The sequence below is a fragment of the Plantactinospora sp. B5E13 genome, assembly GCF_039871775.1.
Classification (GTDB): Bacteria; Actinomycetota; Actinomycetes; order Mycobacteriales; family Micromonosporaceae; genus Plantactinospora.
The window spans coordinates 37,680-54,225 of the sequence record NZ_JBDPLT010000045.1; the positions used below are offsets into that span (position 1 = coordinate 37,680).

A 16,546-nucleotide genomic window follows, 5' to 3' on the forward strand; every position below is an offset into this window, starting at 1 on the left:
AGTCGCGAACGAAAGGTGGAACCGCTCGTGACCGACACCCTGACCCGGGACCTGACCGAGGCACAGCGGAAGGCCGCCGTGCTGATCGAGGCGCTGCCCTGGCTGGCCCGGTTCTCCGGTGCCACCGTCGTCGTCAAGTACGGCGGCAACGCGATGATCGACCCCGAACTGCAGCGGGCCTTCGCCGCCGACATGGTCTTCCTGCGTTACGCCGGTCTGAAGCCGGTCGTGGTGCACGGTGGCGGCCCGCAGATCTCGGCGATGCTGGGCCGGCTCGGCATCGCCAGTGAGTTCAAGGGCGGGCTGCGGGTGACCACGCCGGAGGCGATGGACGTGGTCCGGATGGTGCTGGTCGGCCAGGTCGGTCGGGAACTCGTCGGCCTGATCAACGAGTACGGGCCGTACGCGGTCGGGCTCTCCGGCGAGGACGCCCGGCTCTTCACCGCGGTCCGCCGCCCGGCGTACGTCGACGGCGAGCCGGTCGACATCGGCCAGGTTGGTGACGTGGACCGGGTGAACGTCTCGGCGGTCGCCGACCTGATCTCGGCCGGTCGGATCCCGGTCATCTCCACCGTGGCGCCGGACGCCGAGGGCGTACTGCACAACCTCAACGCGGACACCGCCGCCGCCGCGCTGGCGATCGCCCTGCGGGCTCGCAAGCTGGTGGTGCTGACCGACGTACCCGGTCTCTACGCCGACTGGCCGGACACCTCCAGCCTGATCTCGGAGATCACCGCCGGTCAGCTCGCAGAACTGCTGCCGACGCTGGAGTCGGGCATGGTGCCGAAGATGGAGGCCTGCCTGCGTGCGGTACGCGGCGGGGTCCCGGCGGCGCACGTGGTGGACGGCCGGGTGGCGCACTCGACCCTGCTGGAAGTTTTCACATCGGAAGGATTCGGCACGATGGTGGTTCCCGACCCGGCGGCGGTCACGCCATGACCACTCTGGTCGACCGTTGGTCGCAGGCGATGATGAACAACTACGGGACTCCGCCGTTGGCGCTGGTCCGCGGCAGTGGCGCGGTTGTCGTCGACGAGGCCGGCCGGGAGTATGTCGACCTGGTCGGCGGCATCGCGGTCAACGCGCTCGGCCACGCCCACCCGGCGGTGGTCGAGGCGGTGACCCGGCAGATCTCCACTCTCGGGCACGTGTCGAACCTGTTCGTCGCCGAGCCGCCGGTGGCCCTCGCCGAGGTGCTGCTGGCCCTGGCCGGCCGACCGGGCCGGGTCTTCTTCGCCAACTCGGGCGCGGAGGCCAACGAGGCGGCGTTCAAGCTGTCCCGGCTCACCGGCCGGACGAAGGTGGTGGCCACCGAGGGTGGCTTCCACGGCCGGACCATGGGTGCGCTGTCGTTGACGGGCCAGCCGGCCAAGGCCGACCCGTTCCGTCCGCTGCCCGGCGACGTCACCCACGTCCCGTACGGGGATGTCGACGCGTTGGCCGCCGCCGTCACCGACGAGACCGCGATGGTGATCCTGGAGCCGATCCAGGGCGAGAACGGGGTGCTCGTACCGCCGCCCGGATATCTGGTCGAGGCCCGGCGGATCACCGCCGAGCACGGTGCGCTGCTGGTGCTCGACGAGATCCAGACCGGGATCGGTCGGACCGGGCACTGGTTCGCCCACCAGGCCGACGGCGTCGAGCCGGACCTGGTCACCCTGGCCAAGGGACTCGGCGGCGGACTGCCGATCGGCGCCGTGCTGGCCTTCGGTCGGGCTGCCGAGCTGTTGCGGCCGGGTATGCACGGCACCACCTTCGGCGGCAACCCGGTGAGCTGCGCCGCAGGTCTGGCGGTGGTGTCGACGATCGCCCAGGAGGGTCTGCTCGACCACGTCAAGCGGGTCGGTGAGCGGTTGCGGCGTGGTGTCGAGGCGCTCGCGCATCCCCTCGTCACGGAGGTTCGCGGCGCCGGGCTGCTGCTCGGTATCGGGCTCGGTGCCCCGGTGTCCGTCGAGCTGGCCGGGGCGCTGCGTGCGGCCGGGTTCCTGACCAACCCGGTGCAGCCGACCACGATCCGGCTCGCCCCGCCGCTCATCCTGAGTCTCGACCAGGTCGACGCGTTCCTCGCCGCCCTGCCGGCAGCCCTGGAGGCCGCGGCCCCGGACCCCGTTGTTGTTGTTCCGGGCCCGGCGGAGGGCCCGGCGTCGGTCGGCGCGGACGCCACCGGGGTGGACGGTCCTGTCTCGGCTCCGGCCCAGGCTGCCGGATCGGCTCCGGTCGGGGCCGCCGGATCGGTCGGAGGTGAGCACTGATGGTCCGGCACCTCCTTCGTGACGACGACCTGACCCCCGCCGAGCAGTCGGCGGTCCTCGACCTGGCCGCCCGGATGAAGGCTGACCGGTTCGCGTACCGGCCGCTCGCCGGCCCCCGGTCGGTCGCGGTCCTGTTCGACAAGCCAAGCCTGCGGACCCGGTTCTCGTTCGACGTCGGCATCGCCGAGCTGGGCGGGCACCCGGTCGTGGTCGACACCCAGGTGACGCATTTCGGCCGGGGTGAGTCGCTGGTCGACGCCGCCCGGGTGCTCTCCCGGTACGCCTCGGCAATCGTCGTCCGGACCTTCGGCGACGAGCGGCTCGCCGAGATCGCCGCCGGGGCGGACGTACCAGTGGTCAACGCGTTGACCGACGGTTTCCACCCCTGCCAACTCCTGGCCGACCTGCTCACCATCCGTGAACACTGTGGCGGAACCGCCGGTCGGACCCTGGCGTACGTCGGCGACGCGGCCAACAACATGGCGCACTCCTACCTGCTCGCCGGGGCGACCGCCGGGATGCACGTCCGGGTCGCCGGCCCGTCCGGTTTCGACCCGTCGCCGGCCGTGGTCGGCCGGGCCGCCGAGATCGCCGCCTGGACGGGTGGCTCGGTGCAGGTGCTGCGTGACCCGATGGAGGCGGCGGACGGCGCGGACGTCATCGCCACCGACACCTGGACCTCGATGGGCCAGGAGGGTGACGGCCGGGACCGGGTCACCGCGTTCCAGCCGTACCAGGTGAACAAGACGCTGCTGGCGGCGGCCCGGCCGGAGGCGATCGTGCTGCACTGCCTGCCGGCGCACCGGGGCGAGGAGATCACCGACGAGGTGCTCGACGGTCCGCGCAGCGCGGTGTTCGACGAGGCGGAGAACCGGCTGCACGCCCAGAAGGCGTTGCTCGCCTGGCTGCTGGAGCAGAGCGGATCATGAGTGGGCCGCTGACCCGGACCGCCCGGCACGCCCGGATCGTCGACCTGATCCGGAATCGGCCGGTCCGTTCCCAGACCGAGCTGGCCGAACTGCTCGCCGCCGACGGGGTGCAGGTAACCCAGGCCACCCTTTCCCGCGACCTGGAGGAGTTGGGCGCGGTCAAGGTGCGCGGCGGGGACGGGCCGGCGGTCTACCTCATCCCGGAGGACGGCCAGCGCCCGCTGCGCGACGCCGAACAGGCGCCGGCCCGGCTGGTCCGGCTGCTCCGGGAACTGCTCACCGGGGTCGACTCCAGCGGCAACATCGCGGTGCTGCGTACCCCGCCTGGCGCCGCGCACTACCTGGCGAGCGCGGTGGACCGGGCCGGCCTGCCGGAGGTGGTCGGCACCATCGCCGGTGACGACACCATTTTTGTCGTGGCCCGGGAGGCCGACGGCGGAGCCGCCCTGGGGGCGCAGCTCTCCGCCTGGGCCGGTCGGGAAGAACCCTCTGATGGGAACACCGCGCCATGACCGAGCGCAGCGAGTGAGCCCCGCAGTCGTGAGCGAAAGGTCTATTCAGCGATGATGAGCGGCGTGGACGACAAGAGCCTGACCGAGAACAGTGCCGGCACCAACCGTACGAGCCTGTGGGGTGGCCGGTTCGCCGGTGGACCCGCCGAGGCGCTGGCGAGACTGTCGGTCAGCGTCCAGTTCGACTGGCGACTGGCCCCGTACGACCTGGCGGGTTCCCGGGCGCACGCCCGGGTGCTGGCCGCCGCCGGCCTGCTCGACCCGGACGAGCTGGGTCGGATGCTGGCCGCCCTGGACGACCTGGAGGCGGCGGTCCGGACCGGCACCTTCCGGCCCACCGTCGAGGACGAGGACGTACACACCGCGTTGGAGCGGGGGCTGCTGGAGCGGCTCGGTACGCTCGGCGGCAAGCTGCGGGCCGGCCGGTCCCGCAACGACCAGGTCGCCACCGACCTTCGGCTCTACCTGCGGGATCACGCCCGAGGGCTGGCCGCCCGGATCGTCGGCCTGGCCGACGCGCTGGTCGAGCAGGCGGCCCGCAACCTGGAGACGCCGGCACCGGGCATGACCCACGTGCAGCACGCCCAGCCGGTCACTTTCGGACACTGGCTGCTGGCGCACGTCCAGCCGCTGCTGCGCGACCTGGAACGGCTGCGGGACTGGGACCACCGGGCGGCGGTGAGCCCGCTCGGTGCCGGCGCGTTGGCCGGTTCCGGGTTGCCGCTGGACCCGGTGGCGGTCTCCAAGGAACTGGGCTTCCGGACCTCGTTCGCCAACTCGATGGACGCGGTCGCCGACCGGGACTTCGTCGCCGAGTTCCTCTTCGTCACCGCGCTGCTCGGGGTGCACCTGTCCCGGCTCGGCGAGGAGGTGGTGATGTGGACCTCACAGGAGTTCGGCTGGGTGGAGCTCGACGACTCGTTCGCCACCGGTTCGTCGATCATGCCGCAGAAGAAGAACGCGGACATCGCCGAGCTGGCCCGGGGCAAGTCGGGCCGGCTGATCGGTGGGCTGGTCACCGTACTCACCATGCTCAAGGGCCTGCCGCTCACCTACGACCGGGACATGCAGGAGGACAAGGAGCCGGCGTTCGACGCCCTCGACACCCTCGACCTGGTGCTGCCGGCGCTGGCCGGCATGATCTCGACCATGACGGTCCGGGTGGACCGGCTCGCCGCCGCCGCCCCGGTCGGCTTCTCGCTCGCCACCGAGGTCGCCGACTGGCTGGTCCGCAAGGGCGTGCCGTTCCGGGAGGCGCACGAGGTGACCGGGCAGCTGGTGGCGCTCTGCGTGGCCCGGGACTGTGAACTCGACGAGGTCTCCGACGAGGATCTGCGGGCGGTGAGCGAGCACCTCGACCCGGGGGTGCGGGACGTGCTCTCGGTCCGTTCGGCACTGGCCGCCCGGACCACGCCGGGCTCGACCGGGCCGGGGCCGGTCGCGGACCAGCTCGCGTCCGCCGCGGACCAGTTGGACGGTTGGCGGGAGTGGTCGACCGAGCAGGTCATCCCGCGATGAGCGGGGCCGACGGTCCGGCCGCGGTGGCTCCCGCGCTTCGGCCCGCGACCGTCGACGACGTACCGGCGGTGCTGGCGTTCTGGCGGGCCGCCGCCGAGGACCGGCACCGCCCCGCCGATACCGCCGCCGCGCTCGGGGCACTGCTCGCCCGGGATCCTGACGCGCTGATCCTGGCCTGGGCCGGAGTGGAACTGGTCGGCACCGTCATCGCCGGTTGGGACGGCTGGCGTTGTCGGCTGTACCGGCTGGCGGTGGCACCGGGATACCGGGGCCGGGGTCTCGCCCGGACCCTGGTCGAGGCGGCGGAGCAGCGGTTCCGGGCGTTCGGCGGTACCCGGGTGGATGCGCTGGTGCTGGACGACAACACGCTGGCGGAGCCGGCGTGGCGGGCTTTCGGTTACGAACCGCGTCCGGAGTGGGCGCGCTGGAGCAGGTCGCTGAGCGCCGACTGACGTTGTAAACCCTCGGTTTACGCTGATACTCTTTGTAAACCTTGGGTTGTCAGGAGCGTGGGCAATGAGTCAGTGGGAACAAGTCGTCGACCAGCTGCCCCCGGCGGAGTACCCGGACCACGCCGTCCGTGTCGAGCGGGCGGTACGGGAGATCATCGCGACGTTGGTCGGACATCCGGTGTCCGACGTACCGGAGGCCGGGGCGAAGTCGGGCGACGTCGACGACGAGCGGCCCCGACGGAACGAGGCGCTGCGGCGGGTACGGGCCGGTCGGGTGGCCCAGAACCTGCTCGCCGAGGCGGTCACCCGGTGCGCGGTCGAGGACGCGGCGGACGCGGTCTGGCTGGGTGCCAGCCTGGCCGACCTGGGAGAGGCCGTCGGCAGCACGCGGCAGGCGGCCCGGAAGCGCTGGCCCGACCTGGGCCGCGTCCACCGGGTCCGCCGGTGGGTCGCCGGCCACGCCGACGACCTGGTGACCGTGCTGCGGATGGTGCTGGACGAGGCGCCCGGATACGCTGCGCCGCAGGGCTCCGCCGACCTGCTCGACCGCACCGTCCGGGCACTCGACCGGTCACTGTGGGCGGCTGTGGCGGACCGGCACTCCGGTTCGGTCTGCGATCCCGACACCGGGCGTCCGGTGCGGTGGCGCCGGTTGGCGGAGGTGGTGGACGGCGAGCTGCGGACCCTGGTCGACCTCGCGGTGCCGACGACGGCACGGTCCGACACCGCGCTCGCGGCCGGGCGAGGGGTGCTGGCGCATTACGACGCGGTGGTGGCCGAGCCGGCGGCGGCCTCGGCCTGACCCTGTCCCGGCCTGACGCCGCCGGGTCGCGACCGTCTCCGGTACGGCGATCACTCCGGTCGGCGGCGCCGGAGGCGGCGTCCGTTCGGGGACGGCCCTCCGGGTTGCCTGCCCCCGTTGCAGCTCTGCCGGTCCGGCAGTGCGGCTACCCGGACCAGTGCGTCCAGGTGGCCCAGCGGGGTGCCGTCCCGAGCGAGCCGTTGGCCGCTGACCCACACCCACTGGTTGTCGTAGTACCGGGAGAGGTCGAAGCGGACGAACTCCACCATGAGCAACAGTGCCTGGTCGCCGTACCGCCAGTCGTCCTTGCCGAGGGCCAGCACCGTCCCGGGCGTGATGTCCGGCGGGCCCGGCCGGGTCATCGGAACCGCCGGGCCGCCGTGTTGCGTCGTACGCCGACACTGGCGCAGGCCGTGCAGCTGAGGTTGCTGCCACAGGCCGGACACCAGCGCCGGGACGTCCGGTAGGCGCAAAGGCCGGCGACGAAGCCCAGGACGATGCCCGCGATCGCTGCCGCGGTGACAAACATGGCAGGCCCTCCGTTCGGCGACTGAAAGTAACCTTTGCGTTGCCCATGGCGGGCCGCAAGGCCGGACGGCGAGATCGCGAGCGAGTGAGCGGCTGAGTGTGGTGAATCATCAATGGAGATGTCTCGATTGACATGATCCGTCGTCCCTGCTCCGTCTCGGGGTTGTGGTGCACGACGGAGTTCGCCGGCCACCCCGACGTCCAGGCCGCCGAGGCTTCGTGATGTCCTGTCCCGGTGTCGTCGACCACCGCGGAGTTTGCCACGCTGCTGGCCGGGCCGGTGCTGCCCGCCGCGCGGGGACTACTTGGTGCCACCCTGGCCGCGAACGACGTCACCGTCCGGATCACCGAGGTCGAGGCGTACGCCGGCAGTGGCGGCGACCCGGCGTCGCACGCCCACCGCGGCCGTACCCCGCGCAACTCCGTGATGTTCGGCCCGGCCGGGTACGCGTACGCGTACTTCACCTACGGCATGCACTGGTGCATGAACGTGGTCACCGGGCCGGACGGGGAGGCGTCGGCGGTCCTGATCCGGGCCGGCGAGGTGGTGGACGGGCTCGAGGTGGCCCGGAGCCGTCGGGTCGCCGTACGCCGGGACGTGGATCTGGCGCGCGGACCCGCCCGGCTCTGTGCGGCCCTCGGCCTGGACCGTGCCGTCTACGGCCGCTACCTGCTCGGCGACGGTCCGGTACGACTTCGTCCGCCGGTCGCCCCGGTGCCGCCGTCGATGGTCGCCGCCGGTCCCCGGGTCGGGGTCACCGGCGCGTACGACCTGCCCTGGCGGTTCTGGATCGCCGGGGACCCGACGGTCAGCGACTACCGCCGGCACGTCCCCCGTCGGGCACGACCCGCCTGACGGGATGGTCGACGGGAGGGGCAGCGCCTACTATTGGCTGCGGTCAATCATCGGCCGGGTGCGCTCCGCAGTGGCTTCGCGACCACGGCCGACGCCGATTCCGGGGGAGGCGTGTCCATGCGGCAACCGACGGCTCGATACCAGAACTTCCTGATGGACAGCGACCGGTGGACGGGTTTCCCGTTCCGGGCCGGCGACATCGTGATCTCCACACCCGGCAAGTGCGGTACCACCTGGACACAGATGATCTGTGCTCTGCTGATCTTCCAGTCGACCGACTTTCCGCAGCCGTTGGACGTCATGTCGCCGTGGCCGGACGTGTTCACCCGCAAGCGGGAGGAGGTCCTGGCCGACCTGGAGGCACAGGACCACCGGAGGTTCCTGAAGACCCACACGCCGCTGGACGGGCTGCCGTTCGACGAACAGGTCACCTACGTGACGGTCGGCCGGGATCCCCGGGACGTCGCCATCTCGTTCGACAACCACATGGCCAACACCGACTTCGACAGCCTGATGGCGCTGCGGGCCGTCGCGATCGGCGAACCGCTTCCCGCCGCCCCGGGTGACCAGGCCCTCGGGGCGGTCGGTAACGGCGGGCTGGCGGGACAGGCCGGACCGGCTGTGCTGCCGCCGGGCGTCCCGGATCCGGCCCAGTCGCCCCACCAGCGGTTCTGGAGCTGGATCGGGGCCGAGGACGACTTTGTCGGACTGCGGACGATGCTGCACCACCTGGACACGTTCTGGCAGGCCCGGCACCTGCCGAACGTCGTCCTGCTGCACTACGACGAGATGAAGGCGGACCTCGACGGGGTCATGCGCCGGCTCGCCGACCGACTCGGCATCAGCGTGCCCGAGGACCGCTGGCCGGACCTGGTCCGGGCGGCCGAGTTCACCCAGATGAAGCGCCGCGCGAAGGAACTGGCGCCGGAGACCGTCATCTGGCGGGACCCGGACCGCTTCTTCCACCGTGGGGTCAGCGGTCAGTGGCGGGCCCTGCTCGACGAGGACGACCTGCGACGCTACCGGGAGCGGGTGTACGCCCTCGTCGACCCCGACCTGGTGGCCTGGATCCACCAGGCGGCGCCACTCGACCGACCCTGAAGTGTCGACGGTCAGCGGGCGTGCCAAAGCTCGACGGGTGGGTCGGTGGTCAGCGGCGGGTGCAGATCTCCGCATGGTGGGCACAGGCTGGGTAGCCCGTGGCGGTCAGGACGTTGGCCTGGGCGTCGCCGGTCAGGTAGTCGACGACCGACGACGCCAACGAGGCCACCCCGGTCGACTGCTGCCGGCGGTAGACGTACTCCACCGTCCAGAAGGGGTACCCGGCGCCGATGTCGGCGGGTGTGGTATCCCGACCGTCCAGCCGGACCGGTACCACCGCAGGCTGCGCCTGCTGGGCGTCGGGGGCGTCGGCGTATCCGATCGCCCCCTCCACCTCGGTGACCCGGCGGAGCAGGCTGGCCGTTGTGCTCTCCTCGCAGAGGATGGTCGCCTCGCTCGCGTACGTCCGGTTCACACAGTCCGACGAGGTCCGTTCCCCCTGCGACCGCGGGGTGCGCCCGTCGCCGAGCACATACCGCTCGAACGCGACCCGACTGCCCGACTGTCCCCGACCGACGATCCGTACCGGTACCGGCGAGAGCCGTGGGTCAACGTCTCGCCAGGTCTTCTGCCGACCGTCGAAGATCCGACGGAGCTGCGTGGTGCTCAGGGTGAGTGAGTCCACGCCCGGACCGGTCACCGACGGATGTACCACGACGCTGAACGGCACGATCGCCACCGCCCGCTCGACCAGCCCGGGGAAGACGTTCGGATCCGCCGGGCCGTCGGAGAGCGCGACCCGGCTCTGATCACCGTTGGGAAGGTCCCGCAGCTGTTCGAGTCCGTGCTGGCTGTTCGAGACCGAGAGCCGGATCGTCGCGTCCTCGCAGTAGGCGGTGTAGGAGCCGATGACCCGGCTGGCCGCGGTGCCGAAAGCGCTCGAGCCACCGACGTCGAGGGTGCCCTCGACACACCGGGGCGCACCCGGCGGAGTGGGTCGCAGTCCGGCGGAGTTGACCAGCCAGACCACGATCAGCGCCCCGGCGCAGAGTGACGCCGTCACCGTGGTCGCCACCCGCCAGTTCCGTACGTTGCGCTGCTGTTGCCGACGGGCGTCGACGATCTCGCCGCCCTTCAGCACGCCGCCCACCCGTACCACGTTCTCGTCACTGTGTCCGGAGAGCAGGACGAGCAGCTTGAACCGGCTCGCCGCGTTGAGGTGCTCCGGCGGCAGCACCACCCGGTTCACGGTGGCGGTCAGCCTGGGCGCGATCACCCTTACCAGGTCGGGCGGATGCGCCTCGGTGACGTCGACGGTCTTCACCGAGCGACGCCCGAACTCGAGTTCGACGGGAAGTTGGTAGTCGTCGGCGCTGATGTCCGTCCTGCCCTCGTTCGTGATCCGGACCACCACCATCGACGGATCGGCGATCACCTCGTCCTGACGATCGTGGAGCCGGACCAGTTCGCCGGCGTCCGGCGGGTCGAGGCCGAGCCGCGAGTTGAACAGGACGTTGTAGGAGAGCACTTTTCGGCCGGCTCGGCGGGCCCGGACCTCTTTCCAGGCACCCCACCCGGCAGAGAGCACCAGGCCGAGGAGGAGGGCCCAGACGCCGCCCTGGGCGAGCAGGATCTCCGTCACCGCGTCGACGGCGCCATCCAGCGTTCTTGACATCGGTACCTCCCCCGGGGTCTGGCAGTGCACCAGGGGAAGCTGACCGTGGCCCGCCGGCCGGGCGTCCACAGTGGCTCCGGTCGATGACGTACGGGTGAAATCTGTCGTCGCGACGGTGGCCCGGCGCATCCGGTCGGAGTCGGCGCCGGGGCGCGGACCGGCCCGCGCCCCGGCGGTCAGCCGGGACGCGGGCCGGTCGTGGAGCAGAGCCGGAACCGCCTGTGGTCACGGGTAGTTCGTCAGGTACCGCTGCTGGTTTGCCAGGTTGGCGGGTTCGCCGGTGTTGTTGATGATCCGGTTGATGGTGCCGACACCTCCGAGGGAGACGGTCACCATGTTGTGGAACCGGACCCCGGGAGTGTCCGGCACCTCGAACGACCGTTCGTTGACCACTGCCGGGTTGACGTTGAAGTAGCAGTAACTGCCCAGGCCCCACGCCTCGTGACTGGTCACCGAGTCGGCCACCTTGTACGCGGCGTAGCCCCGGGTCGAGCCGTTCATCCAGGCCGCCTGGTTCGGCGGGTCGTACGGCTTCTCGTTCTGGAAGAAGTACGTCCGTCCGCCGTTGCCGTTCCAGATCACCTCGTACTTCTGGTAGTGCTCGACGAAGAGGCCGTACATGGTGACGTTGTCGCCGTCGACCACCAGGCCGGTGTCGGCGGGGTTGACCGTCCAGCCGTACGTGCCGGGGTCGCCGTGGTCGGCCCGCCACAGCCACATGTGGTCGCCGATCACGTTGTCGCTGTTGATCCGCAGACTGGTGGTGGCCTTGCCGGGGACCGCGCCGCCGATCCGGAAGAAGACGTCGTGCAGCGAGGTCGGGTTGGCGGCGTGGCTCGCCGACGAGCCGGCCGGACCCACCTCCATCAGCACCGACGAGTTCGTCGCGCCGGCCTCGAACATGATGCCGGCGACCTTGACCCCGTCGACGTCCGCGACGGTCATCGCGGTGACGCCGTTCTGCGGCTCGATCGTGGCCAGGCCGAGGCCGAGCACCACGGTGTCCGGCCGGGTCACCCGGATCGTGTCGTCGAGCCGGTAGAGGCCCGGGGTGAAGAGCAGGTTCTTCCCCTGGGCCAGGGCGGCGTTGATGGTCGCCGCGGTGGTGCCGGGCCGGACGACGAAGAACGTGCCCAGCGACAGCGACGAGCCGACCGGGGTCTTGTTGTACCAGCTGGTGCCGGTCGAGTTGCTCCGCAGACCGGGGACGAAGACCCGGTACTCGCCGTTGCCGGCGACGTACAGGAAGGGCTTCTCCCGGACCACCGGGGTCTGCGGAATCACCGTGTGCGACGGGTTCGGGAAGTGCGGCGGTGGCGCCCCGGTGACGCCCTGGAACACCATGTTCCACACCGATCCGGTCCAGCTGCCGAACTCGCTGTTGCGGGAGTACCACTGCTGCTGGGAGCCGGAGACGACCATTCCGTCGATCTTGGTGTCGGCCATCAGGCCGCCGCTGGACCAACCGTCGCCGCCGTTCCAGAGCTGGATCTGGTTGCCGGCGCCGCGTAGGTGCATCCGCCGGTACGGGGCCGCCTGGGAGACCGCCCAGCGTTCGACGATGGTCCCGGCCGGCAATGTCACCGAGAGGTTCTCGGCGGACCGCCAGAAGTTCTGGGTGGCGTTGCCGCCCATCCAGAACGCCTCCGCCCGGACGTGTCCGTTCAGGTTGACGTCGTCCGGGGACATGCCGAGGCCGGCGACCTGGGTGAAGAAGCCGAGGTTGACGTCGGCGGTGTAGGTGCCGGGCTTGAACAGCACCGCGTACCGCCGGGGGGCGAACTGGGCCGTCTCCTGCTCGGTGAAGATCGTGTTCAACCGGCTCTGGATCGTCGCCGTGGGCGTCGACGGGTCGAAGACGAAGGTGTTCGGGCCGAGGTTCGGGTTGAACGGGTCGGTCGGCTCGACCGGGCCGGGACCGGGCCCCGGGCCACCGCCACCGGTCGTCCTGACCTCGAACTCCCAGAGGGAGTAGCCGTAGCCGGTACCCCGGGCGGTGCCGTACATCCGGACGTGGCGGCCGGTGCCGGTGACGTCGAGGGTCTGGTTGCCGCCGGTGCCGGTCGTGGTCGTGTGGATGGTGTTCCAGGTGGTCCCGTTGTCGGAGACCTGGATCTGGAAGGCGCGGCCGTAGGCCGCCTCCCACCGCAGCACCACCTGGCAGACCGTGGCGGTGGCGCCGAGGTCGACCTGCAGCCACTGCGGGTCGGCGGCGGCACTGGACCAGCGGGTGCCGGGGTTGCCGTCGACCGCCGCCGAGGCGGGGAAGCCGGCGTCCTGGGTGGAGGAGGCGGTGGCCGGGCGTCCGGCGGCGGCGTTCGCGGTGCCGCAGGTGCCGGGGTTGCTTCCCCCCAGCTCGCCGATCACCTGGAACTCCCAGAGGGAGTAGCCGTAGCCGGTGCCCCGGGCGGTGCCGTACATCCGGACGTAGCGGCCGGTGCCGGTGACGTCGAGGGTCTGGTTGCCGCCGGTGGCGGTGCTGGTCGTGTGGATGCTGGTCCAGGTGGTGCCGTTGTCGGAGACCTGGATCTGGAAGGCCCGGGCGTAGGCTGCCTCCCACCGCAGCACCACCTGGCTGACGGTGGCGGTGGCGCCGAGGTCGACCTGCAGCCACTGTGGATCGCTGGCCGCGCTGGACCAGCGGGTGCCGTTGTCACCGTCGACCGCCGCGGCGGCCGCGAAGCCGGCGTTCTCGGTCGAGGAGGCGGTGGCCGGACGGCCCTGGGAGAGCAGGGTCGGTGCCGCCGACGCGGCCGGCGCCGAGGCGACCAGTGGGGCCAGGGTGAGCAGCAGCGTCGCGGCGACCCCGAGGGCGACCGGCCGGGATCGGCGGCGACGGAGATGAGCTCGGGAGGAAAAACGCTGAAAAATCATGACGATACCTACCGATGGGGGATCGTCCGAGGTCACCACGCCGCGCGGGGCGGCGGGTCACGTCGGTGGGGGACGGTGCGGTGCCGCGCCGGGGTACGACGGGTACGCCGAGCCGGCGCGGTGCGGTGGTGGGACGGGACGGCGTCGGAGGGTCGGGGTGCGGGACGGAGAGCGCTCTCTCGACGGTCCAGAGTCTTGCGCCCGCGTTCCGTGGCCGTCAAGACATCAATCTATTACGACGTAATTTATCCGGATTGACGAAAACTGCGGGACTCCGCCCCGTGATCGCGGCGGGAGCGGTGGTTCAGCGACGGATGCCGCCGGCCGCGAGCAGCTGGGCGATCGGCAGGGTGGCGGCGCCCAGCGCGACCGCGTCGACGCCGAGCTGGCCCAACTCGATCTCGGTCTGCTCGTACGGCTGGCGGAGCGCCTGGCCGGCCGCCGCCTCCCGGATCGCCGGCAGCAGGCGGGCGCCGAGTGCCATCCCGGCCCAGCCGCCCAGCACCACCCGTTCCGGGTTGAACAGGTTGATCAGGTTCGCCACCCCGGCACCCAGGTAACCGGCCGTCTCCGCCAGCACCCGACGGGCGGTCGCGGAGTCGTCGGCCGCCTCGATCAACGCGTTGAGCCGGGTCTCCTCGTCGGCACCGGGCACCACCCGGCCACGCCGGGCCTCCCGGTAGCGGTCGAGGATGCCCTCCGCCCCGACGTACGCCTCGAGGCAGCCGCGCGCCCCGCACCGGCAGGTACGGCCGCCGTACACCAGGGTGGTGTGTCCCCACTCGCCGGCGCTGCTCGACGAGCCCCGGTACATCACCCCGTTGGTCACCACCGCGGCGCCGACGCCGGACCCGACCAGGGCGAAGACGGCGTGCCGGCTGCCCCGCCCGGCACCGAACCACATTTCCGCCTGGCCCAGCGTCTTGGCGCCGTTGTCCACGTGGACCGGCAGGTCGACCTCGGCCCGGACCAGCCGTTCCAGCGGCACCCCGGCCCAGCCGAGGGTCTGGGCGTGCACCAGCGCCTCGTCGCCCTGCACGACCACGCCGGAGACGCCGATGCCGACGCCGAGGATGTCCGCGCGGGAGACGGCGGCCTGTTCGGTGACCGCGGCCAGCCCGGAGAGGATGTGCCGGACCACCGCCTCCGGGGCCGGGCCCGCCGAGTCGAGTGGGTAGTCCGCGCTGGCCAGCAGCGTCATCGCGAGGTCGAAGAGTTCCACCCGGACCCGGGTCTCCCCGACGTCGACCCCGGCCACCACGGCGTAGCGGGGGGCCACCCGGAGTTTCATGCTGGGGCGTCCGCCGTCGGACTCCACCGCGCCGGCCTCGACCACCAGGCCGGCGCCGATCAGGTCGCCGACCACGTTGCTGACCGCCGGTTGGCTCAGGCCGGTGCTGCGGGCCAGATCCTGCCGGGTCAACGGACCCTCGAGGAACAGCTTGGACAGCAGGGCGGACCGGTTGCGCTGTCGCACGATCCGGTTCGTCGTCCGTTCCAGGTCCACCCACCACCTCGATAAACCCGGCTTGCCGGGAGTCACTGTACGGCCAGTCCTTGACGGCCGGCCCACCACACACTTTAATAACGGCGTTAATTAAGCCTTGATGGAACCCCCCGGTGGAAGCGCTACCACCCGCCGGTGCGGACCGTGCCCCACCGCTCCACCACCTCCGGCCGTCCGAGCACCCGCCTCCGGCGAACCCGCCGACGGGCACCCGGACCGGCCGCCGACGCAGAAGGGCAGACCGTGTCGAAGAGACACCTCGCAATGGTCGCCGCGGCCCTGCTGACGACCGCCTCCCTCGCCGCCTGCGGTGACTCGGGCGGTTCGTCGGGCGAGGCCGCGAAGACGCTCACCTACTGGGCGAGCAACCAGGGCGCCAGCATCGAGTTCGACAAGCAGACCCTGCAGCCCGAACTGGACAAGTTCGAGAAGCAGACCGGCATCAAGGTCAACCTTGAGGTCGTACCGTGGTCGGACCTGCTCAACCGACTGCTGGCCGCCGCCACGTCGGGCAAGGGCCCCGACGTGGTGAACATCGGCAACACCTGGTCGGCGTCACTGCAGGCGACCGGTGCGCTCGTGCCGTTCGACGACGCCACGCTGGGCGCCGTGGGGGGCAAGGACCGGTTCGTGCCGGCCGCACTCGCCGCCGCCGGTGCTCCCGGCCAGCCGCCGGCCGCGGTGCCGCTGTACAGCCTCGCGTACGCGCTGTACTACAACAAGAAGATGTTCGCCGACGCCGGCGTCACCAACCCGCCCGCCACCTGGGAGGAGCTGGTCGAGACCGGCAAGAGGCTGACCAGGAGCGGTCAGTGGGGTCTCGCCGTCGAGGCGGCGAACCCGTCGGAGAACGCCCACCACGCCTTCACCTTCGGCCAGCAGTGGGGCGGCGAGTGGTTCGACCAGGCCGGCAAGCCGACCTTCGACACCCCGCAGAACGTCGCGGCGGTCAAGCGGTACGTCGACCTGATGGCGGTCGACAAGATCGTCAACCCGAGCAACGCCGAGTACGCCCAGAACCAGTCGGTCGCCGACTTCGCCAACCGCAAGGCGGCGATGCTGCTCTGGCAGGCCGCCGGCAACAACTTCAAGGCCCAGGGGATGAGCCCCGACGAGTGGGGCGTCGCCCCGGTGCCGTTCCCGGCGGTCACCCCGCCCGGCGGCAAGCGGGTCAACAGCATGGTCGCCGGCATCAACATCGCGATCTTCAAGCACACCGAGAACAAGGACGGTGCGCTGCAGTTCGTGAAGTTCATGACCAGCGACGAGGAGCAGACCATCCTCAACAAGACCTACGGCTCGCTGCCGTCGGTCACCACCGCCGGTGCCGACCCCGCGTTCCAGGCTCCGGAGCAGAAGGTGCTCCAGGAGGTGCTCAGCACCACCGCCGCACCGCTACCCCAGGTGCCCGACGAGAGCGAGTTCGAGACGCTGGTCGGCACCGCGATGAAGGAACTCTTCGCCGACGTCGCGAGCGGCAAGCCCGTCACCGACGCGCAGATCAAGGAGAAGCTCAGCGTGGCGCAGCAGAAGATGGGCAGCTGAGCGGCGACACCTGAAGCGGTGCGGGCCCCACCGCCGGGGGGCGCCGGCGCGCGCC

General features: G+C 71.4%; 14 protein-coding genes. 10 read left to right on the forward strand and 4 right to left on the reverse strand.

Annotation, left to right across the window (positions count from 1 at the left end; translation table 11 throughout):
• The first annotated feature begins 27 nt into the window (after nt 1–27).
• From argB to ABGB05_RS29360, 7 genes are all read left to right on the forward strand, one after another.
• Complete coding sequence (gene argB, locus ABGB05_RS29330) at nt 28–939, forward strand: acetylglutamate kinase (RefSeq protein WP_347657161.1); 912 nt, start codon at nt 28–30, stop codon at nt 937–939.
• Nucleotides 936–2,252 carry an acetylornithine transaminase gene (locus ABGB05_RS29335; protein WP_347657162.1) on the forward strand — a complete coding sequence of 439 codons (1,317 nt, stop codon included), beginning with the start codon at nt 936–938 and terminating at the stop codon, nt 2,250–2,252. The genes argB and ABGB05_RS29335 overlap by 4 nt, the downstream gene beginning before the upstream one ends.
• Nucleotides 2,252–3,181, forward strand: coding sequence for an ornithine carbamoyltransferase (gene argF / locus ABGB05_RS29340; protein ID WP_347657163.1), 930 nt, complete (start codon nt 2,252–2,254; stop codon nt 3,179–3,181). Before ABGB05_RS29335 ends, argF begins: the two co-directional genes overlap by 1 nt.
• A complete protein-coding gene (locus tag ABGB05_RS29345; RefSeq protein WP_347657164.1) occupies nt 3,178–3,693 on the forward strand; it encodes an arginine repressor in 516 nt (171 codons plus the stop codon). Before argF ends, ABGB05_RS29345 begins: the two co-directional genes overlap by 4 nt.
• Before the next feature lie 54 nt (nt 3,694–3,747).
• The gene (argH, locus tag ABGB05_RS29350) at nt 3,748–5,211 is read left to right on the forward strand and encodes an argininosuccinate lyase (RefSeq protein ID WP_347657183.1); all 1,464 of its coding nucleotides are present in this window, start codon (nt 3,748–3,750) and stop codon (nt 5,209–5,211) included.
• Nucleotides 5,208–5,663, forward strand: coding sequence for a GNAT family N-acetyltransferase (locus ABGB05_RS29355; RefSeq protein ID WP_347657165.1), 456 nt, complete (start codon nt 5,208–5,210; stop codon nt 5,661–5,663). The genes argH and ABGB05_RS29355 overlap by 4 nt, the downstream gene beginning before the upstream one ends.
• A 64-nt stretch (nt 5,664–5,727) precedes the next feature.
• Entirely contained in the window at nt 5,728–6,465 is a 738-nt protein-coding gene (locus ABGB05_RS29360; protein WP_347657166.1) for a hypothetical protein, read from the forward strand.
• 50 nt (nt 6,466–6,515) lie between these two features.
• Here ABGB05_RS29360 and ABGB05_RS29365 read toward each other — a convergent pair whose 3' ends face one another.
• Nucleotides 6,516–6,827, reverse strand: a complete 312-nt coding sequence (locus ABGB05_RS29365) for a hypothetical protein (protein WP_347657167.1) — start codon at nt 6,825–6,827, stop codon at nt 6,516–6,518.
• A 401-nt stretch (nt 6,828–7,228) separates the two neighbouring features.
• Between ABGB05_RS29365 and ABGB05_RS29370 the strand changes: the two genes are divergently transcribed.
• Both ABGB05_RS29370 and ABGB05_RS29375 read left to right on the forward strand, forming a co-directional pair.
• Nucleotides 7,229–7,849 carry a DNA-3-methyladenine glycosylase gene (locus tag ABGB05_RS29370; protein WP_347657168.1) on the forward strand — a complete coding sequence of 207 codons (621 nt, stop codon included), beginning with the start codon at nt 7,229–7,231 and terminating at the stop codon, nt 7,847–7,849.
• Nucleotides 7,850–7,966: 117 nt separating this feature from the next.
• Nucleotides 7,967–8,950: a sulfotransferase domain-containing protein gene (locus ABGB05_RS29375; RefSeq protein WP_347657169.1), complete on the forward strand. Its 984-nt coding sequence runs from the start codon at nt 7,967–7,969 to the stop codon at nt 8,948–8,950.
• A 49-nt stretch (nt 8,951–8,999) separates the two neighbouring features.
• On the opposite strand, the gene ABGB05_RS29380 is transcribed toward ABGB05_RS29375, so the two are convergent.
• From ABGB05_RS29380 to ABGB05_RS29390, 3 genes are all read right to left on the reverse strand, one after another.
• Nucleotides 9,000–10,565 (reverse strand): substrate-binding domain-containing protein, encoded by a 1,566-nt coding sequence (locus ABGB05_RS29380; protein WP_347657170.1) that lies wholly within the window; start codon nt 10,563–10,565, stop codon nt 9,000–9,002.
• A 225-nt stretch (nt 10,566–10,790) separates the two neighbouring features.
• On the reverse strand, nt 10,791–13,439 hold the full coding sequence (locus tag ABGB05_RS29385) for a discoidin domain-containing protein (RefSeq protein WP_347657171.1): 2,649 nt from the start codon (nt 13,437–13,439) through the stop codon (nt 10,791–10,793).
• A 304-nt stretch (nt 13,440–13,743) separates the two neighbouring features.
• Nucleotides 13,744–14,946, reverse strand: a complete 1,203-nt coding sequence (locus ABGB05_RS29390) for an ROK family transcriptional regulator (RefSeq protein WP_347657172.1) — start codon at nt 14,944–14,946, stop codon at nt 13,744–13,746.
• A gap of 243 nt (nt 14,947–15,189) precedes the next feature.
• On the opposite strand from ABGB05_RS29390, the gene ABGB05_RS29395 reads away from it, so the two are divergent.
• Complete coding sequence (locus ABGB05_RS29395) at nt 15,190–16,491, forward strand: sugar ABC transporter substrate-binding protein (protein WP_347657173.1); 1,302 nt, start codon at nt 15,190–15,192, stop codon at nt 16,489–16,491.
• The last annotated feature ends 55 nt before the right edge of the window (nt 16,492–16,546 follow it).